This window comes from Acinetobacter boissieri, from assembly GCF_900096955.1.
Classification (GTDB): Bacteria; Pseudomonadota; Gammaproteobacteria; order Pseudomonadales; family Moraxellaceae; genus Acinetobacter; species Acinetobacter boissieri.
The window spans coordinates 22,064-44,908 of the sequence record NZ_FMYL01000008.1 but is presented as its reverse complement, the minus strand read 5'-3'; the positions used below and the strand labels follow the sequence as shown (position 1 = coordinate 44,908).

Here is a 22,845-nt window from a genome sequence, read left to right as displayed (position 1 = left end):
GCTGAGAAATTCTTAATTGTTATGTTATAATATAACATATTTTCCAGCGTGGATTAAGGAATAATTTCACCGCATAGGGAAGTACGCCAACTGTGATTATAGCCCCATGTTCTAAACCCTAAAGTATCGATATGAATTTGTCCAGATTCATAAATACCCACGCCCATATTGTAATATTTACCTTGTGTTTGCCAAAAACGACATAGTGCAACTTTGGTTTGTTGTATCTGGTAAGTATCTTGAGGGGTAGGGTTTTCAGGACCTATTCTAAAGTCAATTGCAGCATTTTTTACATGACTCGAGCTTTTTGCGCCTCCAGCACAGGTATTTAAATAAGGTGCTCTGTAACTTGATGTCACCTCAATATTATTAGCAGAAATAATTCCTTGGTCTTTTAATGTTTTGAATAATTTGAGTGTCTGGACAGCATATTCCCAAACCTCTGCAGGAGGCACGTCATATTCACTGGCATTACAGTTTTGCCATTCTCTTGCAGAACGTAACATTTGATAATCGGGCACAATAAAATCAGCTTGTCTTTGTTTTAAGTAGTTTTTGTATTGATCTAAACGTTGTTGATTTTGCCCTTGATTAAGCCATTGGGTGTAAGTGATCGGTTGCAAGGTTGTTATTACTTTTAGTACAGGCGGGGTAACTGGGGGGTGTTCCGCGACAGTTGGAGGTGGTGTACTGGTGACAGTTGGTACAATGACTTTTGATACACTTACTTTAGGCTGTGAAACACAAGCACTGAGTGAGCCAATACAGATCAAACTTATGACGGTATATGTATATTTTTTTTGCATAGTGGTTGAATAAAGTTGCTCTTATGCTTGTTATACTATAACGCAAAGATGAGTGTCGTATATTTATGTATTGATTTTTAACGATAGGTCGGTGCATTGTAGAAAAAAACACACTCATCTATTGTTTGAGGCTATACGTTCTGTTTAAAGTCGCGTAATAATATTTGACTATATAGAAAAATATCATTTGTATAATTGTAGATCAAAAGCTTTTACTTTGGAGATTTTTTCAATCATTCTATCTGAAAATAATGTATGCATTGTTTCATGATACTGATTCTTTATGATTTATTTATACATACAATGAATCTTTCATGATTATCTGAAAAACCGATTATATCTATAAAAATATACTGTTTTGACTATATGTTAAATTTAGTTAGTATGTTTACAAGCACAGAAAAACTCCCTCGGAGACTCAAATAATGTTAGATCAGAATATTAAAGCGCAACTAAAGACTTATCTTGAGCGCTTAGATAGCCCAATCGAATTGGTTGCTTCTTTAGATGAATCAGATAAAGCAATTAAAATTAAAGAGTTAGTGACAGAAGTTGCAGCACTATCAGATAAAGTGATTGCTCGTTTAGACGGACAAAATAAACGCCGTCCAAGTTTTGGTATTGCAAAAGCTGGCGAGGAGCCACGCGTATATTTTGCAGGCTTACCTATGGGGCATGAGTTTACTTCTTTAATTTTGGCACTGTTACAAGTGTCTGGATATCCACCAAAAGTATCTGATGAATTACTTGCTCAGATTAAAGGTTTAAACCTAAAAGCAAATTTTGATGTGTTTGTATCACTAACATGTCACAACTGCCCAGATGTAGTACAGGCGTTAAACTTAATTGCTGTAAATAATCCGAATACAACAGCAACAATGATTGATGGCTCTTTCTTCCAAGATGAAGTTGAGCAACGTAAGATCATGGCTGTACCTATGGTGTTCCAAGACAACGAACACATTGGTCAAGGGCGTATGACGTTAGAGGAAATTGTTGCAAAATTAGATACCAACTCTGCCGAAAAAGAAACTGAAAAATTAAATGCAAAAGAGGTATTTGATGTTTTAGTTGTAGGCGGCGGCCCTGCAGGTGGTACAGCAGCTATTTATGCTGCACGTAAAGGCATTAATACAGGTATTGTTGCAGAGCGCTTTGGTGGTCAGGTCATGGATACCATGGACATTGAAAACTTCACGACGGTACAACGTACTGTAGGACCACAATTTACCAGTGATATGGAAGCGCATGTACGAGAGTACAATGTAGATATTATGAACCTGCAGCGTGTAAAAACGTTGACAGGTGCTGATAAAACTGCAAACGGTTTAGTGTCGCTTGAATTAGAAAATGGTGCTGTACTTGAGTCTAAAACAGTCATTATTTCTACAGGTGCACGTTGGAGAGAGTTAAACGTACCGGGTGAAGTAGAGTACCGTACACGTGGTGTGGCGTATTGCCCACACTGTGATGGTCCTTTATTTAAAGGCAAGCATGTTGCTGTAATTGGTGGTGGTAACTCAGGCGTTGAAGCAGCAATTGATTTGGCGGGTATTGTAGAACATGTCACACTCATTGAATTTAGTGACAAGCTACTTGCAGACCAAGTATTACAAGACAAGTTACACAGCTTACCTAATAGTACCGTGATTAAAAGTGCATTAACGACAGAAGTATTGGGTGATGGTAGTCAAGTAACAGGCCTAAAATATAAAGATCGTACAACGGATGAAGAGCACGTTGTTAATCTTGCAGGTATTTTTGTGCAAATTGGTTTGTTACCGAATACTGATTTCTTAAAAGCAAGCGATGTCGCATTATCACCACGTGGTGAAGTAGTGATTGACAGCCGTAACGAAACCAATGTAAAAGGTGTGTTTGCAGCAGGTGACTGTACAACGGTGCCTTATAAGCAAATTATTATTGCAACAGGTGAGGGTGCAAAAGCATCACTGTCAGCATTTGATTATATTATTCGCTCAGGCCAATAGTTTCATCTATAAAATAGAAAAAGCCAAAGCATCGTCTTTGGCTTTTTTTTAAATGTATGATTGATTTTTAAAATATTTTATCTGACCATCGGCTTGAGTATATTAATGAGCTGATGGTTTTTTTATTAAGGATGAATAGATTTAATCAAAACGGTAAATATCCATACCTAGAGAACCCATAGAAAAACTACTATGTACAATACTAAAGGTTTTTCCTGTACCCATAGCAAAAAATAAAGGTGCAAAATGTTCCAAGGTCGGATGATTTTTTTCTACATAAGGTAGAGAAGGCCAATTCAGTACGCTGTCTTGGTCCCCTTGCTGTAGCTGTTGTACGATATGGTTTTTGAAAGTAGAGGCCCATACCGGTGGTGGGGCATTTGTTTCATGCCAATTAAGCTCGCTAAGGTTATGTGTAATACTTCCAGAACCAATGATGAGAATTTGCTCTTTTCTTAATACAGCAATGATTTCACCAATACGATGGATTTGTTGTGCAGTATATTTAATAGGTAATGATACTGTAATGACAGGAATATCTGCTTCTGGATACATATGTAATAATGGTGCCCATACGCCGTGATCTCTTGGTCTGCTACTGTTTGCGTGTGCTGTCATATGATGTTCAGCAAATAAGCTGAGCAGTCGCTCTGAAATTTCTGCCGAGCCGGGTGCAGGATATCTGACTTGATACAGTGACTCCGGAAAACCACGAAAGTCATGCCATGTATTTGGTCTAGTTGCTGTACTTACTTCAAGAACATCACTTTCCCAGTGTGCAGACATAACAATAATCGCTTGTGGTTTAGGCAAGTTTGTACTTAAACGATATAGTGCTGGCCCAACTTGCTCTGGGTTGATTGCGAGCATGGGTGAGCCATGTGAAATAAATAAACCAGGCAACGTATTTAAATGCATTATCCTCTCTCTTAATCATTATTTATGCACGGTGGTAGGGGTGATTGTGGTTAATGGTCATGCCCCGATATAATTGCTCAATTAGCATCACACGAACTAAAGGGTGTGGTAATGTGAGTTTAGAGAGTGACCAATGCCATACTGCTTTTTGCTTTATGGCTTGGCTTAAACCATCTGGGCCGCCAATCGCTAAAGCAATATCTTGACCCGACAGCATCCACTCTTGCATAGTGCTAGCCAATTTTTCAGTACTGAATTCACGTCCATTCACTTCTAATGCAATCAGTATTTCATTTGGTTTGAGTGCAGATAAAATACTTTCGCCTTCAATTTGGCAATACTTTAAAATATCTGCTTCAGAGTCATTTTTACCTCGTTTTGCCATGGGTAATTCGACAAACTGAGTTTGTACAAAAGGCTGAATGCGTTTGAGGTAGTCTTCTACACCAGTGAGTACCCATGCAGGCATCTTCTGTCCAATACTGAGTATTCTAATCTTCATAAGGCTTGATTGCGTAGTCTAAAAATTAAAACGCAGTATAGCGAAAATAGAACAGCCGATTAAGTGTAATGGAGTATTGTTATAAAAAATAAAGCCACTTCATGAAGTGGCTTTATTGTGTTTAGTGGCGGGTGGCTTTTGGTGTTACCACCGATTTTGTGATAGGGGGGGGTAAAGGTTTTGGCATTTCAGTGAGTGCTAATGGCAACACATCATCAATGGTTTTTACCGCTTTAATTTCTAGCCCTTCTTTCACGTTGTCTGGGATTTCAGACAAATCTCTGACGTTGTCTTGAGGAATAAATACTAGCTGAATACCGCCACGGTGTGCTGCAAGTAATTTTTCCTTTAAGCCTCCTATACGTAATGCGTGACCACGTAAGGAAGTTTCACCTGTCATGGCAATGTCTGCACGAATTGGAATGCCTGTAAAAGCAGAGACTAATGCAGTTGTGAGTGCCAAGCCTGCAGATGGGCCATCTTTTGGTGTTGCGCCTTCTGGTAGATGCACGTGTACATCAGTTTCATCAAAACGGCTGGCTTCAATGCCCAGTTCATCGGCACGTGTCCGTACAACAGTCATGGCAGCAGTAATAGATTCTTTCATTACATCGCCTAGTGAGCCTGTAGTAATGAATTTACCTTTACCTTTGACTGCAGCAACTTCAATAGTAAGAAGTTCACCACCTACAGAGGTCCAAGCAAGGCCATTGACACGCCCAACTTCTGCCTGTTCTTCAGCCATACCGTAGTCAAATTTATGTGCACCCAAGTAGTCTGGAAGGTTAGTTATACTCACTTCTGTTTCTGGGTTCTTCGCTTTTTTGCTCACTGCTTCTTTAACAACTTTACGTGCAACTTTTGAAATTTCACGTTGTAAGCTACGAACACCTGCTTCACGTGTATAACGGCGGACAATATCTCGGATCGCTTCTTCGTGTACAGAAAGTTCTTTGCCACGTAAACCATTGTCTTTAATTGCCTTAGGTACAAGGTAGCGTGAAGCGATATTTACTTTTTCATCCTCGGTATACCCCGGAAGGCGAATGACTTCCATACGATCGAGTAACGCTTCAGGAATATTCATGCTGTTTGCTGTACAAATAAACATGACTTCTGAAAGGTCTAAGTCTAAGTCCAAGTAGTGGTCATTAAACTTATTATTTTGTGATGGATCGAGTACTTCAAGTAAAGCCGATGATGGATCACCACGGTAGTCCTGAGCCATTTTATCAATTTCGTCGAGTAAAAATAATGGATTCTTTACCCCAACTTTTGTAAGAGATTGCACAATTTTACCTGGCATAGCACCAATATAGGTACGTCTATGGCCACGTATTTCAGCTTCGTCTCTTACACCACCTAAGGCCATGCGTACAAACTCACGACCTGTTGCCTTTGCAACAGACTCACCTAAAGACGTTTTACCGACTCCCGGTGGGCCAACAAGACATAAAATTGGGCCGCGTAGTTTTTTTACACGAGATTGAACTGCTAAGTATTCAACAATGCGCTCTTTAACTTCATCAAGGCCATAGTGGTCTTTATCTAAAATCTCTTGTGCTTTCGTCAGGTTTATACTGACTTTGCTTGCAGTATTCCAAGGCGTATCTAAAATCGCTTCCAAGTAATTACGTACGACAGCCGCTTCACTTGATGCAGGTTGCATTGCTTTGAGTTTACGAAATTCAGACTCTGCTTTTTTACGTACGTGTTCAGGCAAGTCTGCATCCACAAGGCGTTTTTCTAGCTCTGCAACTTCGTCTTCAGCACCACCATTGATATCAGACAACTCACGTTGAATAACTTTCATTTTTTCATTTAGAAAGTATTCACGTTGGTTCTTTTCCATCTGACGTTTAACGTTGTCGTGTAAGCCTTGTTCAATCTGTTGTTCTTCAGATTGCTGTAATAAATACTGAGTGAGTTCTTTGTAATGGCGATTAAAATCATCGTACTCTAGGAACTTTTGTTTTGCTTCAATGGTAAGCGGTGCACGAGTTGCTACAAAGAAAAGCAGTTGTTGCAAATCTTCAATTTTATTTGCAGCTGCAATCAGCTCACGTGCATTACGTAATTTGGCTTCAGCATATTGTGCAAAGAGCTCTTGCAACTCTTGTATTGCAGTAGTTTGAGTCTCTTGATCTAAATCAACAGCAATCGGGCTAATACTATGTTCAGCACTTAAGTAGTCATCATGTTCATTAATGATGGCTTTTAACTCAGAACGATGTAGTCCTTCAATGAGAACTTTGACGCAGTTTTCATCATTTTCATGATTAACAACCTGCACAATTTTTGCAACAGTCCCATATTGGTATAGGTTATTTTGGTCGATGTCTTCAGTCAGAGAATCTTTTTGCGCAACAACAAAAACTAAGTTGTCATTACTACGCGCAACATCTACTGCTTTGATAGATTTTTCACGACCAACAAACAGTGCGATTTGCATATGTGGATAAACGACCACATCACGAAGCGCCAATAATGGCAATACATTATGTATTGGATTTGCTTCTTCGAAATCATCGTGATTTAAAATTTGTTCAGCCATGGGCACTCCTCATGAGTAACAACAGTGTTGCTAAGTATCATTTTATAGTGAAGTGCTTTTAGAAAATTACAAGGGTATTTTAGATAAAAATGCTAAAAAACACAGAAATGCTTAAAAATAAATCATTATTGTTATGCTTGTGTTAAAAATAATAGGCTTTAGTTGCTGTAAATAAGGCGTGAATGGGTTGATCCCATATTTGTTTAAAAATAGGATTTGTAATGTATTGAAAAGTATGAGCAATTCCTAGCCTATAGGGTCGGTAGGGTGCTGATACTAATGTTCGATCATAAAATCCGCCACCCATACCCACACGTGTACCAACACTGTCACAAGCGAGCAAAGGGGTGATTACAAGGTCTAAAATATGAATAGAACGACCTCTTTGTCTCGGTTCATACATGCCTAATCGATGCCTATAAAATCTTTTTTGTAAGTATTGTTGCGGTGTTACTTTCACCCAATGTAATTGCTGATTCATATTGCACACTTGGGGTAAATAAACAAATTTTTTATGTTTAAAGCATTGCATGATGAGTAGGTGAGTCCGTACCTCACCAAAAGCGTGTAAGTAAAGCCCAATATGCTTAGATTTTTTAAATATCGCAGAACGGGCTATTTTTATACAGATGTGGTGTTCAGTATATTGTTGTACTTTGTGTGAAATGTTTTTACGCTGTTTTCTGAGTAACTTACGTTGAACGGTTTGCATAAATGAGTATGTCGTTAATGGCGAGATGGTTGGGCTTGTATCTGTTGCTGTAGTGTTAGCATCGTTTGTTCAATATTACTTTGAGCCTGTTTTGCTTGCTGTGTTAATTGGTCTATTTTTTGCGTATTGGATTGTACTGAGATTCCTGCTTGAGCCAGTTCTAGTGCAGTATCGTTAGCATAGATGAGCTGTTGACGTAATATATCTGCTTCAGTACTTTTGATTTGTGCTGAACTTAGGTCTTTGTTGAAATTTTTAACAAACTGATCTACTTTTTCAACAGCTTGTTTTACTTGGCTTTCTTGCTGTGATTTTAAAGCGATTGCAATGTTTTGATTTAAATAGGGACTATTTTTAACTTGTTTTTTACTAATGGTATATAAGGTATCTAAATCGTTTTTAATATCATTGGGTTGATTTTTACTGAGAGTTTGTTGCTGTGGAGATGGAGAACAGGCTGTAATGATGGTTGCCATGATTATAGATAAACTGAAAAAAATAATTTTTTGCATTGTAGAAATATATTAAAAAAGAAGAATAAAATAGTATGAGATTTCTGATTTAAATACAAAACAATTTCAGTAGCACCTCAATATTAAGTGTGCTACTGAAAAGTAAAATTATTGTGCTGTGTTTGCACGTTCACGTAAAGCATCTTCAAAGAGCTGTTGTTCTTTTTCTTTATGCGCTGTAGAAAAACGAATACCTAAAACACATAGACCTGCAATTGTGACTAATATGCCTAAGACCATCAGGCAGGTTTGAATATCAAGCATACCTTTGAGTAAAAAACCTGCAGCAACAGCACCGACATTGCCACCTGCACCAATAATACCTGCTACGCCACCTAAAGCATCTCGGTCAATAAATGGTACAAGTGCATACGTTGCACCGCAGGCCATATGGGTGAAAATTGCAAAAATGGTCATGCTTAATATGGCCAGTAATGGGGTTTGCATGTGTGAAAAAAGTACTAAAAAAACACCTTCTAATACAATCATACAAAACAAAACTTTGGTGCGACCATCTAAGCCTTTAGTAACAGCAATACGGTCAGATACAATACCGCCTAAAGCCCGTGCAAAAAGTGCTAATAAACCAAAAATACCTGCAGTAAGGCCTGCTTCTTTAAGGCCAAACTGAAATTGGTCGACATAATACATTGCCACAACATTGTGAATAAAAATTTCAATACCAAAACAAGCACCATAGGCTGTAAATAATATCCATACTCGGTAGTTTTTTGCGGCATGTAATAAAATGGCGAGCCCACCTTTTTTTCCACTGCTTACATAAATGCCTTGTGCATTTAATGCTTTAAAATTACCTTGAGGACAATCTTGAGTGAATGTCCAATACATGAGACCCACAATAATCATCATGATGCCCGGTACGGCCAGTGCAAAGCGCCACCCCAAAGTTTGTTCAACACCAAACATGACTAAAGCAGACAGTAAAAATGGCATAAGTGCTTGAGTTGCACCACCGCCGGAGTTTCCCCAACCTGCTGTGGTTGCATTGGCAGTACCCACTACATTAGGGGCAAACATAATACTGGTATGATATTGAGTAATCACAAAACTGGCACCAATTGCACCAATGAGTAGCCTAAAAAATAAAAACATTTCATAGCTATTGGCTAAAGATAGTCCAAATACAGGAATACTACCGATTAACAGTAGCCCTGTATGTGCTTTACGTGGGCCGTACTTGTCGCATAATGGTCCAACAGCTAAGCGGACCAAAATAGTAATGGCCACAGCAGCAATATTAATATTTGCAATTTGGTCTTTACTTAAGTGAAATTCATCTGCAATGACTGGCATGAGTGGGGCACAGGCAAACCATGCAAAAAAACAAACAAAAAAGGCGAGCCAGCTCATGTGGAAGGCCCGCATCGTTGCAGTTTTAAAATTAAATAGATGAATTCGAGTGGCTTTTTTCGCACTTAAATCAATAGACATTGTATGGCTCTATGGCATGGTTGCATTTTAAGCATGCTTATAACATTACATAAACAATACATAAAGTAACTTTTAGAAATAAAGCTGATTTTTTTATTGATGACTTGTAAGAGAATAAAAAGGCACAAAAAAACCAGCTTTAAGCTGGTTTTTTATTGATACCATTTTAGTTAAAAATGGTGCCCGGGGCCGGACTCGAACCGGCACGCTTTGAGGGCGGGGGATTTTAAATCCCCTGTGTCTACCTATTTCACCACCCGGGCATGTGCGCAATCATAGTAAAAAAAATGATAAATGGCAATAGATTAGAGCGCATTTATAGCGAGAGTGGTTATAAAATAACTAATTTGAGCATTTATGGATCAAATTATGATTTGATCTCAATGAAAATGAAGAAATGATTAGTTTTTTTATTTTTTTTAAGTGAAAAAAATCATCACGACTGGGGTTTTATTTTTAATTTTGATGACCTGATTAGATTTGTTGATAATGAGAATGATTAACTGTATGGTTTCGGTGAATTTTATATGACCTTTTGTTCTATATGCAAATATCTTTCCAATTTAAACTTACCACGCTTGTGCTATGCCTTATCTCGGTATCATCTGTGTATGCTCAAAGCCAAGCATTGCTTCCAACGATTGTTGCTTCAGCCCAAAAAGATGACACCAAAAGCTATAACGCCGTTAAAGATGAGTCTACGTTAAGAGGCAATCAAAAAAACTTAGATGTGCCACAAACTGTAAATGTCGTATCTTCAAAATATATTGCAGACTATGAGCCTGCAAATTTAGATGAAGCGCTGAGCCAAGTCAGTGGCATCACGCAAGGAAATACCCTTGCAGGCACGCAAGATACGATTATGAAGCGGGGTTTTGGTGATAACCGTGATGGATCAATCATGATCAACGGCATGCCTATTGTACAAGGGCGTGTTATGAATGCGAGTGTTGCAAAAGTTGAAGTGCTTAAAGGGCCTGCATCTTTATTATATGGCATCATGGATCCGGGTGGGGTAGTGAATGCAGTCACTAAAAAACCACAGCAAAAACAAAGTACGGAACTTTCTGTGTATGGTTCAAGTTATGAGCGTGGCAAAAATGGTGCGGGTGTAACTGTTGATACAACAGGTCAAATTGGAAACAGTGATTTTTCCTACCGACTCGTTGCAGATCAATCTCGAAAGGATTACTGGCGTAGTTTTGGCTATAACGATCAGCAATTGATTGCACCATCTATACAGTGGCAGAACGGTGCAACAACCGTCAATTTAAGTTACCAGTACCATAAGTTTGATGTACCTTTTGATCGCTCCACGATTATTGACCGTTTTGGTACAGGCCAAGTTTTACCAATCTCTAAATACACACGTTTAGACCAAGCCAGTAATCAAATGTCTGGTGAAGATCATTTGGCTCAATTGGTGGTTGATCATGAGTTGAATGAACAGTGGAAATTACACGCAGGATATAGTTATAACAAAGAAACCTATGATGCGAATCAAATGCGTGTTGTTCCAGGTACCTTAAATACAACAACGCATATTTTAAAAAGAAGCAGTGATGCAACAACAGGTGCAAATAGCATTTCGAGTTTTGGTCAAGCATATTTGAATGGAGATACATCATTTTTCGGATTACGTCATAATATCCAGTTGGGCATAGAAAGCGCTTATGTAAAGTACTACCGTAAAGATCTATGGCGTACGACCACTGCAAATCAAAAAACGATTAATTACGAAACACTTGCAGGGGCAGATACAGGCATGGTGTCATCGGTTGATGCATCGGCCAGTGATCAGACTAATAAATTACATACATATGGCATGTATTTGCAAGATTCTATTTATTTAACAGACCAGTGGATTGCTGTGGTCGGTGCAAGATACACGCATTGGCAACAAACAGCAGGTAAAGGTCGACCATTCGTATTGAGTACCAATACTGATGATGGGAAATGGTTACCACGTTTTGGGTTGGTTTATAAAATCAATGACCAAGCGTCAGTATATGCAAGCTATACAGAGTCACTTAAACCCAGTTGGACGATTGCAGGTTATAAAGCACAGTTGGATAGCACTGTACCTCCAGAGCAAGGAAAGTCGTACGAAGTTGGTTTGAAGTATGAGCTTGGGCAGCGCTTTACAGCAAATGTTGCTTTATATGATATTAAGAAAACTAATATTATTGACAACGATACATTTGCGGGAATATCTACAGCACAAGATGCACGTTCAAAAGGTCTTGAAATTGATATAACAGGGCGTATTACAGATAACCTAGATGCAATCGCAACGTATGCATATACTTATGCTAAGGTCACTGATTCGACAAATAAAACAGCAATTGGAAAGTACTTGGCCAATGTCGCAAAAAATACAGCATCGCTGTCATTGTCTTATGATTATGGGCAATTTGCCAATGGTCAATTGAGATTTGGCACAAGTGGAAACTATGTTGGTAGTCGACCTGGTGATCAATCAAATAACTTTAAACTTCCTAATTATGCGCTTATGAATGCATTTGTGAGTTATGACACCAAGCTAAGTGGTCAAGATTTAAACTTGAAATTGAATGTGAATAATCTATTTGATAAAGATTATTTAACATCTACCACTGCAACCGACAGCACAGCGTATTTAAACGTTTCTCGTGGTGATTCAAGAGAATTTGTTTTAAAAGCAACAATGAAATTTTAATTTAAAGGCGTGAATAGAGATAGGATTACTCCTTTCTCTATTCTGCAGAGGAAGTAATTAATGAAGTGGTTAAATAGTCGTAGTATTGCAAGTGTATTTGTACTTGTTTTAAGTATGGTACAGGCTAGCCATGCTGCAAAAATTATGTTGGTTTCGCAAACTCAAGGTAAAGAAGCAGCATCAGATCAAAGTATTCAGCGTTATTTAATACAAAAAGGACATCAAGTTGAAGTTGTCGATCAGGCGATTGATCCTTTAACGATTAAAAATGTAGATTTAGTGATTTTATCATCTACTGTGGCATCTAAAAGTTTAAAGTCAGGTTGGCGAGGTATGCATTATCCACTCATGACTTGGGAAAATGATTATCTTGATGATTTAGCCATGACAGGAAAAAGAAGTGGTACGGATTTTGGTGAATTAGACAAAGAGCGTTATTTGTGGCTTGTGAATCAGCCACATGAGTTATCTGCTAAATTACCTGCAGGTACTGTGAATGTCTATAAGAAGCAAGCGCCTATGGGGTGGGGTAAGCCCGGCCTAGGTGCAACGATTATTGCCACGATTTACGGACAGCCAGAAAAAGTCGCGATTTGGGGTTATGAAAAAGACAGTACTATGGATTATGAAACGCTTGCACCTGCACGCCGTTTAATGTTTTTCTTGTCAAACGATACCTTTGATAATCTGTCTGAAGATGGTTTAAAGTTATTTGATGCATCGGTTGCATGGACTTTAGCGCAGAATAAAAAGTAATTTAACAGCGTATAGATACAAAAAAAACCAGCTTTAAGCTGGTTTTTTCATTGATACCATTTTAGTTAAAAAATGGTGCCCGGGGCCGGACTCGAACCGGCACGCTTTGAGGGCGGGGGATTTTAAATCCCCTGTGTCTACCTATTTCACCACCCGGGCGTTACACAAGATTGGAGGCGGAGGTCGGAATCGAACCGGCGTACACGGAGTTGCAGTCCGCTGCATGACCACTCTGCCACCCCGCCATCTCTTGGTGATGCACATATTAGCAAGCTTTTAAAAAAAGACAATAGTTTGTTGTAGATATATGTTCATAAAAACAACATGTAAAAGAAAATTGCTCAAATTATCATGTATTATTCATGAATTAATTTAAATCCTCTTGGAGATGCACCGTGGCATTGGTTTTAGATGGAAAAGCGTTAGCTAAAAAAATTGAAGCAAATTTATTTGAGCGAGTCAGTGCTTTAAAAGAAAAAACAGGGCGTACACCAATTTTAGCGACCATTTTAGTGGGTGATGATGGTGCATCTGCAACATATGTACGTATGAAAGGCAATGCATGTCGTAGAGTGGGTATGGACTCTTTAAAAGTAGAGTTACCGCAACAGACCACTACAGAGCAATTATTGGCAGAAATTGAAAAACTGAACCAAAATCCAGACGTACACGGCATTTTACTTCAGCACCCTGTACCTGAACAGATTGATGAGCGTGCATGTTTTGATGCAATTTTGCAGAACAAAGATGTAGATGGTGTGACTTGTCTTGGTTTTGGTCGTATGGCCATGGGCGAATCTGCGTATGGTTCGGCAACACCTGCTGGTATTATGACGATTTTAGAAGAAAATAACATTGAAATTGCGGGTAAACATGCTGTCGTTGTTGGGCGTTCTGCGATTTTAGGAAAACCGATGGCAATGATGCTTCTACAAGCGAATGCTACAGTCACTATTTGCCATTCACGTACGCAAAATTTAGCTGAGTTTGTAAAACAGGCAGATATTATTGTGGGTGCAGTAGGTAAAGCTGAGCTTATTCAAAAAGATTGGATTAAAGCGGGTGCTGTGGTGGTAGATGCAGGTTTCCACCCGAGAGAAAATGGCGGTGTTGGTGATATTGAGCTTGAAGGTATAGCGTCAATTGCATCTGCGTATACACCTGTACCAGGTGGTGTCGGGCCAATGACCATTACGACACTTATTCGTCAAACAGTAGAGGCCGCTGAAAAAGCTCTGATATAAAAATATCTGAGTTAAAAGCGCCTAAGACAAGGCGCTTTTTTTATGTGAGTAGATTATGTAATGCTTGATTTAATGTTGGATATTTAAAGTGATAGCCTTCATCATTTAAGTGTTTAGGGCTTACAAACTGGCCATTGGTGATCAGTTCAGCTTGTTCATTTAAAACTAATTTGAGTAGGCTTTCTGGTAAAGACAGTGGTGTAAATTTATGTAATATTGTTTTACAACTCTGGACAAATTCTTGCTGTGTAATTTGCTGTGGTGCTGATAAGTTGTAAATGTTGTGTTGTGTTGTTGATGTCATAAGAAAAACAATTGCATTGACTACATCATCAATATGAATCCAACTTAGAGGTTGTTGACCTGAACCAATGTTACCAACCAGATTTAATTTAATGGGTAGTAGCATCTGTTTAAAAGCAGGTGCTTGTTTGGCAAAAACTACGCCTAAACGTACTACTTTAACGTGTTGCTGCTGTTTCGATGCCCATGGTAAAATGGCTTGCTCCCATTTTTGGCAAATTTCTGATATAAAAATATTTTGTGGTGGACTATTTTCATCGCAAGTATTTTGCCATGTTTTAGTTTGGTCTATACCATAATACCCAACAGCAGACCCTGAAATAATACATTTGGGTTTGATGGCTTGTGTATCAAGCCAATCGGTCAGTTGTTGAGTGGTGTCGACACGACTATTGATGAGTATTTGCTTTCTTGATTCAGTCCAACGTTGGCTACCAATATTTTCACCAGCAAGATTAATCACGTAATCAATTTGAGTATCGCTTTTGAGTTCGCTGAATGTACGAATTGGCTTAACCTGTTTTTGATTGTATTTTTCTAGTACGTGATTGGGTGAGCGGGTCAGTACAATCACGTGACATTGCTGTGTTAAAAGATACTGAATAAGGGCTGTGCCAATCAGTCCTGTGCCGCCTGTGATTAAAATCGTCTGTTCTGCTAAATTATCCATAACTCAACCTTATTGTTTGGAGTATTTTAAGGAGTACAGCGGTAGCGAATGACATTGAGTATTTGTGGGTGTGTATTCATTGCTGTACGTGCAGCACTGGATTGGTCTGTACCATTGTTAATTTGGGCCAATTCAAAACTTGTTTTGCTCTGTCCAATACCAATACCGTACGCGCTTGGGTTATTGGCTGGGTTAATCATTTCGCTATTACTTAAAATGTCTATTTTATAATTTTGCTGTCCACCAAGTACTTTTTTACAGGCACTTTGTAGTTTGCTTGAATTGGTATTTGCGTTTGCTTTTGCTGCTAGTGTATAGCTAATGATAGCACTTTGAGCGCTACGCTGTTCAATTTGATAGCCTGTATGGCCATTATAGGTTTGTGGTGTGGTTTGACATGCACTGAGCATAAGAACTAGGCTTGATGCGGTAAGGGCGAGGAAAGCTTTTTTCATTTTTGTTAAGTCCAAATGGTTTTTCGATGTGAGTATGCCATAATTTTTTGGCTATTTTGTTGTTTTTGTGATGTGTAAAAAAGGAAAAGAGCCAAATTTTTGGCTCTTTTTTATACTTAGATTTTTTCGGTTTGGCTGAATTTTTTGAGCAGTTTTGCTTGATGTTGTAAAAGCGTTTTTGGCATACGACTTCCTAACTTTTCAAACAATACGCCGTGGCTTTCTAGTTCTTTTTTCCATTGAGTTTGGTCTTGGTGGGTGACTTTTTCAAATGAAGATAGGCTAAATTCACTGCCTGACCAGTTCATATCTTGGTAGCGAGGTACTTTACCAATTGCTGTATCTGTCGCTTTTGCAGTTCCTTCACAACGTGCAATGATCCACTCTAGAACGCGCATATTTTCCCCAAAACCTGGCCAAATAAATGAACCATCTTCATCACGGCGGAACCAGTTGACATTAAATATTTTTGGAAGTTCTAGATTGTTAGCTTCGGCTTGAATTTTTGTAGTTTGTCCAATCGTTAACCAATGGTCAAAATAATCAGCCATGTTGTATCCAACAAAAGGCAACATTGCAAAAGGATCTCTGCGCACAATCCCTTGTTGTCCAGCCGCAGCTGCAGTGGTTTCAGAGCCCATTGTTGCGGCTTTATAGACACCATCTACCCAATCATATGCTTCGGATACCAGTGGTATGGTATCTGCTCTACGTCCACCAAAAATAAATGCTGAAATAGGGACACCTTGAGGGTTGTTCCAATCTGGGTCAATAGATGGGCACTGTGTTGCAGCGACTGTAAAACGTGAGTTAGGGTGAGCCGCTTTCTCAGTACCTTGATGTGGCTGACCTTTCCAATTGATTAGCTGTTCAGGGGCTGTTTTCGTTAAGCCTTCCCACCAAACTTGCCCTGTTTTAGTCATAGCAACATTGGTATAAATCACATCTTCTTGTAATGTGGCCATGCAGTTCGGATTCGTTTTAATATTTGTACCAGGTGCTACACCAAAAAATCCAGCTTCTGGATTAATGGCATACAAGCGCCCATCTTGGCCTGGTTTAATCCACGCAATATCATCACCCACAGTTTCAACTTTCCAACCTTGGTATGTTTTTGGTGGAATAAGCATGGCAAAGTTGGTTTTTCCGCATGCAGAAGGAAATGCCGCCGCAATATAGTGTTTTTTACCTTGTGGGTTGGTAACACCTAATATAAGCATATGTTCTGCAAGCCAACCTTGTTCACGTCCCATGACTGAAGCGATACGTAGCGCAAAACATTTTTTTCCTAATAGCGCATTACCGCCATAACCTGAACCAAATGACCAAATTTCACGGCTTTCAGGGTAGTGCACAATATATTTTTCGTTGTTACATGGCCATGCAACGTCTTTTATGTCATTGGTTAGAGGCATACCTACACTGTGAACACAAGGAATAAATGTTCCAGCTGTTTTTAATACGTCATATACGGCTTTGCCCATACGGGTCATTTTACGCATACTAACAACAACATAAGGAGAGTCTGTGATTTCAATACCAATGTGGGCGATATGACTACCTATAGGGCCCATTGAAAAAGGAACAACATACATGGTACGTCCTTGCATGCACCCTTTAAATAGTCCATTGAGCGTTGTACGCATGACATCAGGTGCTTGCCAATTATTTGTTGTTCCAGCATCTTCTTTTTTTTCGCTGCAAATAAATGTTCGATCTTCTACACGAGCAACGTCTGTTGGGTCTGACAACACGTTATAAGAGTTAGGGTGCGTTTCTGGATCTAATGCTTGCATACTGCCATTGGCAATCATGAGCTGAATTAAGTCTTGGTATTCTGTTTCACTGCCGTCACACCATTGAATTTTTTTTGGCTGAGTAAGTTGAGCAATGTGAGTGACCCATTCGATCAATTTGGTATGTTGAACAAATGAGGGTACATTGAGTGAGATCATGCGAATGCCTTGGCTATTTAGAAAGAATAGTGCAATCAAAAAACGTCTATTTTTATATTTTGCAGTGATTATTAGAGCATACCCACAGCCTTAATTTAAGTTGAAAATTTAATATAAGAAATATTGATTTAGTATATTTATTTTAAGTGTAAGTATTTAAATCAATGGTTTATATTGTTATTGAAACTGGTATTTAATTTAAAAATATTTAAATTATTTTTATTTTTTAAATAAATGTATAATCAAAACAATTACTTATTTTTTTATGGTAGTGCGTAAAAAAATCAGTTTTTATACAAAATTGTATACAATGAGTGTTATGCTATGACTTCATAGCGATACGAGTTTTGTGGTTGTGATGTTAAATTTGAAACCATTATCTTTAGTGTATAACCATAAATCAGGGTTTCATGCCAGCCATAACGATGAAGTATATGAGCAAATGATGACCTTGTTTTCTTATTATGGTTTTGAAATTCAAGTGTTTGAGCTGAGTGATCGTAGCCCAATTTCATTGTTAATGAAAAAAATTATTGCACGACATCAAAAAACCGAGCAGAAAGGTGTTGTAGTGGGGGCTGGTGGTGATGGCACGCTGAATGCAATTGCATCATATTTGGTAGGTACAGATATTCCACTCGGTATTTTACCTTTAGGTACCTTTAACTATGTTGCTCGTGCGCTCAACATTCCAATTGCGTTAATTCAAGCGGCTGAGGTGATTGCTAAAGGCTCGCCACGCGCCGTGCATGTTGCTCGTTTAAATGACCATATTTATTTAAATAATGCCAGTTTGGGTTTGTATCCATTGTTTATTGAACAACGAGAACGTTATAACAAATATTTAGGGCGCTTTCCTTTACATGCCTATACGTCGGCTTTAGATGTTTTATTACGTAAATATAAAGCATTAAAATTGGAGCTTATTGTAGATGGAGTAAAGCATCCTGTGACGACATCTTTAGTATTTTTAGGCAATAATCAACTTCAACTCAAAGAGCTTAATCTTACCATTGCTGATGCTGCAAAAGAAGGTAAAGTTGCAGGGGTTGTAATTTCAAAAAGTGATCGTATCTCACTGGTTAAATTACTTATAAGGTTATTTAGGGGCAGTGTAGAACATGCAGATGGCGTATCATTATTTAGCGCAGAACATATAGAAATAAGATCTGTGCAAGATAAACCATTATATTTAGCAATTGATGGCGAATTGGTGGAGGAGCAATCTCCTTTACAGATTTCTGTAGATAAACATGCCTTACATATTATGGTGCCTTATGCTACTTCATCTGTCTGATTTACACTTTGGGACTGAAAAAAAACCATGTTTAGATGCAATTCGGTTGTTTTGTAAGCAGTCACCTGATATTGAAGCCGTGGTTGTGAGTGGTGATTTAACTCAAAGAGCAAAATTTGCTGAATTTTTAGCCTGTAAGCAATTTTTGAAAAGTCTCAAACTGCCATATTTGGTTGTACCAGGGAATCATGACATACCGCTTTATCATGTTTGGAAGCGTATATTCTATCCATTTACATTTTATGAGGGTTTTTTTGGTCCAGCTGAGCAAGTATTGGCGACAAAAAATTTTTATTTGATTGGTTTAAACAGTATACGCCGTAGACATCATACGAAAGGTGAAATTTCACTTGCACAAATAGATCGAATAAATAATCGACTGCATAAAGCACCTGTAGACAAATTAAAATTAGTTGTGGTTCATCAGCCTTTTTATACCCCGCATAAATCACATGGTTGGAAAGATTGCCCTAAACAAGCCAGATTAGCATTAGAGCGCTGGGCAGACTTAGGGTTATTTGGATTACTTCATGGTCATTTACACCACACAGGCATATATAACCTGACTCAGTTATTTGATTTGAAAACAACCCAACCAATATGGGATATTCATGCAGGAACAGCTACATCTTGGCGCCTGCGTAAAAACCAACCCAATAGTTTTAATACCATTAGTACAACTGGGGAAGTGACACACTATAATTTTCATGAATTGAAAGGAGTCTTTTTAGCAACACATATATCAGATTAGATTTACGATATTGTTATCTAGTTTTGATGGTTAAGCGTATCAATCTAGTTTGTATTTTATCAGTGTATTACAACTTATTGGCACATGCCGATGAGGTGCTAATATAATTTTCGATGTCTGGGTAAAAAAAAATCAATTAAACTACTTTTTTTTAGTGTAGCCCTTGAAGCTGTTGTTTTTACCCCCACCAATTTCACATCAATCATTGGTTGGCCATGGTATAACGCATACTGATATAGCCATGATTAGCCATTTAAAATAGTAAGTCTAATTGGAGTTTTAAAATGAGCACTATTCGTCCCTTACATGACCGTGTTGTGATTCGCCGTGTTGAAGAAGAATCAAAAACAGCAGGTGGTATTTTACTGCCAGGTTCTGCTGCTGAAAAGCCATCTCAAGGGGAAGTGATTGCTGTAGGAAATGGCCAAATCACTGAAAATGGCGTTCGTGCTTTAGACGTTAAAGTAGGCGATAAAGTATTATTTGGTACTTATGCGGGCACAACAGTAAAAGTAGATGCTGAAGAATTATTGATTATGAAAGAGTCTGATATTTTAGCGGTACTGGCTGACTAATTTTATACCTTAAAATTATTTATATATTTGAAATAAACAAAATTTGGAGTTTGCGAAATGTCTGCTAAAGATATTAAATTTGGTGATTCAGCACGTTCAAAAATGATTGCTGGTGTAAATATACTTGCTGATGCCGTTAAAGTTACTTTAGGCCCTAAAGGTCGTAATGTAGTGATTGATCGTTCATTCGGTTCACCACATATTACTAAAGATGGTGTAACTGTCGCTAAAGAAATCACGCTACAAGATAAATTTGAAAATATGGGTGCACAGCTTGTACGTGAAGTGTCATCTAAAACCAACGATGTTGCAGGTGATGGTACAACGACAGCGACTGTACTTGCTCAAGCGATTTTAAATGAAGGGATTAAATCTGTGACTGCAGGTATGAACCCAATGGATTTAAAACGTGGTATTGATCTTGCAGTAAAAGCTGTAGTTGAAAATATTCGTGAAACTGCAACACCAGCAAATGATTTTAAAGCGATTGAACAAGTGGGTTCTATCTCTGCAAACTCAGACCACACAGTAGGTAAGCTGATTGCACAAGCGATGGAAAAAGTAGGTAAAGAAGGTGTAATTACCGTTGAAGAAGGTTCAGGCTTTGAAGATGCTTTAGATGTTGTAGAAGGTATGCAGTTTGATCGTGGTTACTTAAGCCCATACTTTGCGAACAAACAAGATACGCTAACAGCTGAATTAGAAAATCCATTTATATTATTGGTTGATAAAAAAATTGCCAATATTCGTGAATTGATCAGCACGTTAGAAGCAGTTGCAAAAACAGGTAAGCCACTACTTATTATTGCTGAAGATGTTGAAGGCGAAGCACTTGCAACATTGGTTGTAAATAATATGCGCGGTATTATTAAAGTCTGTGCAGTGAAGGCACCAGGATTTGGTGACCGTCGTAAAGCAATGTTACAAGACATTGCTGTGCTGACAGGTGCAAATGTGATTTCTGAAGAAGTAGGCATGTCATTAGAAAAAGCATCACTTGAAGATTTAGGTACAGCGCATAAAGTGACTGTGTCTAAAGAAAATACAGTGATCGTTGATGGTGCAGGCAATGCAGAAATGATTAGCGACCGTGTACAACAAATTCGTGCACAAATTGAAGAGTCGACATCTGAGTACGACCGTGAAAAGCTACAAGAGCGTGTTGCTAAATTAGCAGGCGGTGTTGCAGTAATTAAAATCGGTGCTGCAACAGAAGTTGAAATGAAAGAGAAAAAAGACCGTGTTGATGATGCATTACATGCAACACGTGCTGCGGTTGAAGAAGGTGTGGTTGCAGGTGGTGGTGTTGCGCTTGTACGTGCAGTTGCTCGTTTAGCTGAACTTAAAGGCGAAAATGATGACCAAACAGTGGGTGTAAATATTTTACGCCGTGCTATTGAAGCACCTTTCCGTCAAATTGTTTCTAATGCAGGCGGAGAGCCTTCAGTAGTCATTAATGCTGTGAAACAAGGTGAAGGTAACTTTGGTTATAACGCGGCAACAGCTGAATATGGCGATATGCTTGAAATGGGGATTCTTGACCCTGCAAAAGTAACTCGTTCAGCACTTGAGCATGCAGCATCTGTTGCAGGCCTAATGCTTACAACAGAAGCAATGATTACAGATATTCCTGAAGATAAACCAGCTGCACCAGATATGGGTGGCATGGGTGGAATGGGCGGTATGATGTAAGCCACTTGGTTTCTATTTAAATCATTAAATTATTGTTAAGTTAAATCGTAACTGAAAAATCATTATGTAATAAAAAATACCCTGAATGCTAGCGTGTCTGCTCTGGCTTTCGGGGTATTTTTAATGAAGTCTTTTATTAGAAAATGAAGGGTTTTATACTAAATGTACGATTAGTTTTCTGAAAATATTTCTACAATAATTACACCTACAACGATAAAGCCAATGCCGACATAAATGGGAAAGCTTAATTTTTGCCCGAGAAAGAAATGTGCAACAATTGCACATGCAACAGTACCTATTCCACCCCATAACGCATATACAATACCAGTGGGTAAGTATTTTAAGCTTAACCCTGCAAATACGAATGTAATGGCATAACAAATCAGGCTTAACATTGTTGCTTTATAATGGGTAAAGCCGTTAGATTGTGTTAGAAAAAACATCATTAAAACATCTATGATGATAATACAAATTAAATATAGATATCCTATGTTGGACAGTAATAAAGTACGCATAAAGTGCTCAAATTAACGATTTTTAGATTTTTAATACTGTACTTTATCTTTTAGTACAAATAAGATAACTATTTCAATCATTTTAAATATTTTTAATAGGGATATAGGTTTTACGCTAATGCGAACTAAAAAGTTATCGCTAGTAGTTGTTCCTTTGCTATTAACAGCATGTAGTCAGCAGAATGTATTACAGCAAGATGTTTATAATAACCAATACAGTTGTCAGCAAGACTGGCCCTTAGACCTGTGTGAACAAGAATCAACAGAATATAGCAATGGGTGGGGTGGTCGTGTGCTGTATATGGGGCCGCAGTATTATAAAACGATTCGAAAAGTACGATATTTGGGAAATGTTGTGAAAGCCTCTGGTCGCCATTCTCATCAAAAACCGATTATTTCAACGAATATTCGTCCAAATGCAAAATCTACACCCATTCGCGGTGGATTTGGATACGTGAATACAACATCAAGCTCTGCTGGAGGATAA

The 22,845-nt window shown here is 38.3% G+C and carries 20 protein-coding genes and 3 tRNA genes; 9 read left to right on the top strand and 14 right to left on the bottom strand.

Annotated features, from left to right (window positions below):
• Window positions 1–53 precede the first annotated feature (53 nt).
• Window positions 54–806, bottom strand: a complete 753-nt coding sequence (locus BLS38_RS09170) for a D-Ala-D-Ala carboxypeptidase family metallohydrolase (RefSeq protein ID WP_092748850.1) — start codon at window positions 804–806, stop codon at window positions 54–56.
• 425 nt (window positions 807–1,231) lie between these two features.
• Between BLS38_RS09170 and ahpF the strand changes: the two genes are divergently transcribed.
• On the top strand, window positions 1,232–2,797 hold the full coding sequence (ahpF, locus tag BLS38_RS09165; RefSeq protein WP_092748848.1) for an alkyl hydroperoxide reductase subunit F: 1,566 nt from the start codon (window positions 1,232–1,234) through the stop codon (window positions 2,795–2,797).
• A gap of 141 nt (window positions 2,798–2,938) precedes the next feature.
• Here ahpF and BLS38_RS09160 read toward each other — a convergent pair whose 3' ends face one another.
• The 7 genes from BLS38_RS09160 to BLS38_RS09130 all read right to left on the bottom strand — a co-directional run bounded on the left by BLS38_RS09160 (window position 2,939) and on the right by BLS38_RS09130 (window position 9,710).
• Window positions 2,939–3,715 (bottom strand): DODA-type extradiol aromatic ring-opening family dioxygenase, encoded by a 777-nt coding sequence (locus BLS38_RS09160; protein WP_092748846.1) that lies wholly within the window; start codon window positions 3,713–3,715, stop codon window positions 2,939–2,941.
• A gap of 22 nt (window positions 3,716–3,737) precedes the next feature.
• Window positions 3,738–4,217 (bottom strand): 23S rRNA (pseudouridine(1915)-N(3))-methyltransferase RlmH, encoded by a 480-nt coding sequence (gene rlmH / locus BLS38_RS09155; protein ID WP_092748844.1) that lies wholly within the window; start codon window positions 4,215–4,217, stop codon window positions 3,738–3,740.
• Between the two features lie 121 nt (window positions 4,218–4,338).
• A complete protein-coding gene (gene lon, locus BLS38_RS09150) occupies window positions 4,339–6,771 on the bottom strand; it encodes an endopeptidase La (RefSeq protein WP_092748842.1) in 2,433 nt (810 codons plus the stop codon).
• 142 nt (window positions 6,772–6,913) lie between these two features.
• Window positions 6,914–7,483: a 5-formyltetrahydrofolate cyclo-ligase gene (locus tag BLS38_RS09145; RefSeq protein WP_092748840.1), complete on the bottom strand. Its 570-nt coding sequence runs from the start codon at window positions 7,481–7,483 to the stop codon at window positions 6,914–6,916.
• 14 nt (window positions 7,484–7,497) lie between these two features.
• Complete coding sequence (locus BLS38_RS09140; RefSeq protein WP_092748838.1) at window positions 7,498–7,959, bottom strand: ATP synthase subunit B family protein; 462 nt, start codon at window positions 7,957–7,959, stop codon at window positions 7,498–7,500.
• A 144-nt stretch (window positions 7,960–8,103) separates the two neighbouring features.
• Window positions 8,104–9,447, bottom strand: coding sequence for an MFS transporter (locus BLS38_RS09135; protein WP_092748836.1), 1,344 nt, complete (start codon window positions 9,445–9,447; stop codon window positions 8,104–8,106).
• 177 nt (window positions 9,448–9,624) lie between these two features.
• A tRNA-Leu gene (locus BLS38_RS09130) sits at window positions 9,625–9,710 on the bottom strand.
• 281 nt (window positions 9,711–9,991) lie between these two features.
• On the opposite strand from BLS38_RS09130, the gene BLS38_RS09125 reads away from it, so the two are divergent.
• Window positions 9,992–12,145, top strand: coding sequence for a TonB-dependent siderophore receptor (locus BLS38_RS09125; protein ID WP_092748834.1), 2,154 nt, complete (start codon window positions 9,992–9,994; stop codon window positions 12,143–12,145).
• Window positions 12,146–12,259: 114 nt separating this feature from the next.
• Window positions 12,260–12,901, top strand: coding sequence for a hypothetical protein (locus BLS38_RS09120; protein WP_425283480.1), 642 nt, complete (start codon window positions 12,260–12,262; stop codon window positions 12,899–12,901).
• 73 nt (window positions 12,902–12,974) lie between these two features.
• On the opposite strand, the gene BLS38_RS09115 is transcribed toward BLS38_RS09120, so the two are convergent.
• Window positions 12,975–13,060, bottom strand: a tRNA-Leu gene (locus tag BLS38_RS09115).
• A 12-nt stretch (window positions 13,061–13,072) separates the two neighbouring features.
• Window positions 13,073–13,146 (bottom strand) — tRNA-Cys (locus tag BLS38_RS09110).
• Between the two features lie 150 nt (window positions 13,147–13,296).
• Between BLS38_RS09110 and folD the strand changes: the two genes are divergently transcribed.
• A complete protein-coding gene (gene folD / locus BLS38_RS09105; protein ID WP_092748830.1) occupies window positions 13,297–14,145 on the top strand; it encodes a bifunctional methylenetetrahydrofolate dehydrogenase/methenyltetrahydrofolate cyclohydrolase FolD in 849 nt (282 codons plus the stop codon).
• A gap of 40 nt (window positions 14,146–14,185) precedes the next feature.
• On the opposite strand, the gene BLS38_RS09100 is transcribed toward folD, so the two are convergent.
• The 3 genes from BLS38_RS09100 to BLS38_RS09090 form a co-directional block, all read right to left on the bottom strand.
• On the bottom strand, window positions 14,186–15,118 hold the full coding sequence (locus tag BLS38_RS09100; protein ID WP_092748828.1) for a TIGR01777 family oxidoreductase: 933 nt from the start codon (window positions 15,116–15,118) through the stop codon (window positions 14,186–14,188).
• 26 nt (window positions 15,119–15,144) lie between these two features.
• Window positions 15,145–15,573, bottom strand: coding sequence for a hypothetical protein (locus BLS38_RS09095; protein ID WP_092748826.1), 429 nt, complete (start codon window positions 15,571–15,573; stop codon window positions 15,145–15,147).
• A 116-nt stretch (window positions 15,574–15,689) separates the two neighbouring features.
• Complete coding sequence (locus BLS38_RS09090) at window positions 15,690–17,528, bottom strand: phosphoenolpyruvate carboxykinase (GTP) (protein WP_092748824.1); 1,839 nt, start codon at window positions 17,526–17,528, stop codon at window positions 15,690–15,692.
• Window positions 17,529–17,886: 358 nt separating this feature from the next.
• Between BLS38_RS09090 and BLS38_RS09085 the strand changes: the two genes are divergently transcribed.
• From BLS38_RS09085 to groL, 4 genes are all read left to right on the top strand, one after another.
• On the top strand, window positions 17,887–18,825 hold the full coding sequence (locus BLS38_RS09085; protein ID WP_092748822.1) for a diacylglycerol/lipid kinase family protein: 939 nt from the start codon (window positions 17,887–17,889) through the stop codon (window positions 18,823–18,825).
• Window positions 18,806–19,576: a metallophosphoesterase family protein gene (locus BLS38_RS09080; RefSeq protein ID WP_092748820.1), complete on the top strand. Its 771-nt coding sequence runs from the start codon at window positions 18,806–18,808 to the stop codon at window positions 19,574–19,576. The genes BLS38_RS09085 and BLS38_RS09080 overlap by 20 nt, the downstream gene beginning before the upstream one ends.
• Window positions 19,577–19,860: 284 nt before the next feature.
• Window positions 19,861–20,151 (top strand): co-chaperone GroES, encoded by a 291-nt coding sequence (locus BLS38_RS09075; protein WP_092748818.1) that lies wholly within the window; start codon window positions 19,861–19,863, stop codon window positions 20,149–20,151.
• Between the two features lie 57 nt (window positions 20,152–20,208).
• On the top strand, window positions 20,209–21,843 hold the full coding sequence (gene groL / locus BLS38_RS09070) for a chaperonin GroEL (RefSeq protein WP_092748816.1): 1,635 nt from the start codon (window positions 20,209–20,211) through the stop codon (window positions 21,841–21,843).
• A gap of 170 nt (window positions 21,844–22,013) precedes the next feature.
• Here groL and BLS38_RS09065 read toward each other — a convergent pair whose 3' ends face one another.
• Window positions 22,014–22,358: a DMT family transporter gene (locus tag BLS38_RS09065; RefSeq protein WP_092748814.1), complete on the bottom strand. Its 345-nt coding sequence runs from the start codon at window positions 22,356–22,358 to the stop codon at window positions 22,014–22,016.
• 118 nt (window positions 22,359–22,476) lie between these two features.
• On the opposite strand from BLS38_RS09065, the gene BLS38_RS09060 reads away from it, so the two are divergent.
• The gene (locus BLS38_RS09060) at window positions 22,477–22,845 is read left to right on the top strand and encodes a hypothetical protein (RefSeq protein WP_092748812.1); all 369 of its coding nucleotides are present in this window, start codon (window positions 22,477–22,479) and stop codon (window positions 22,843–22,845) included.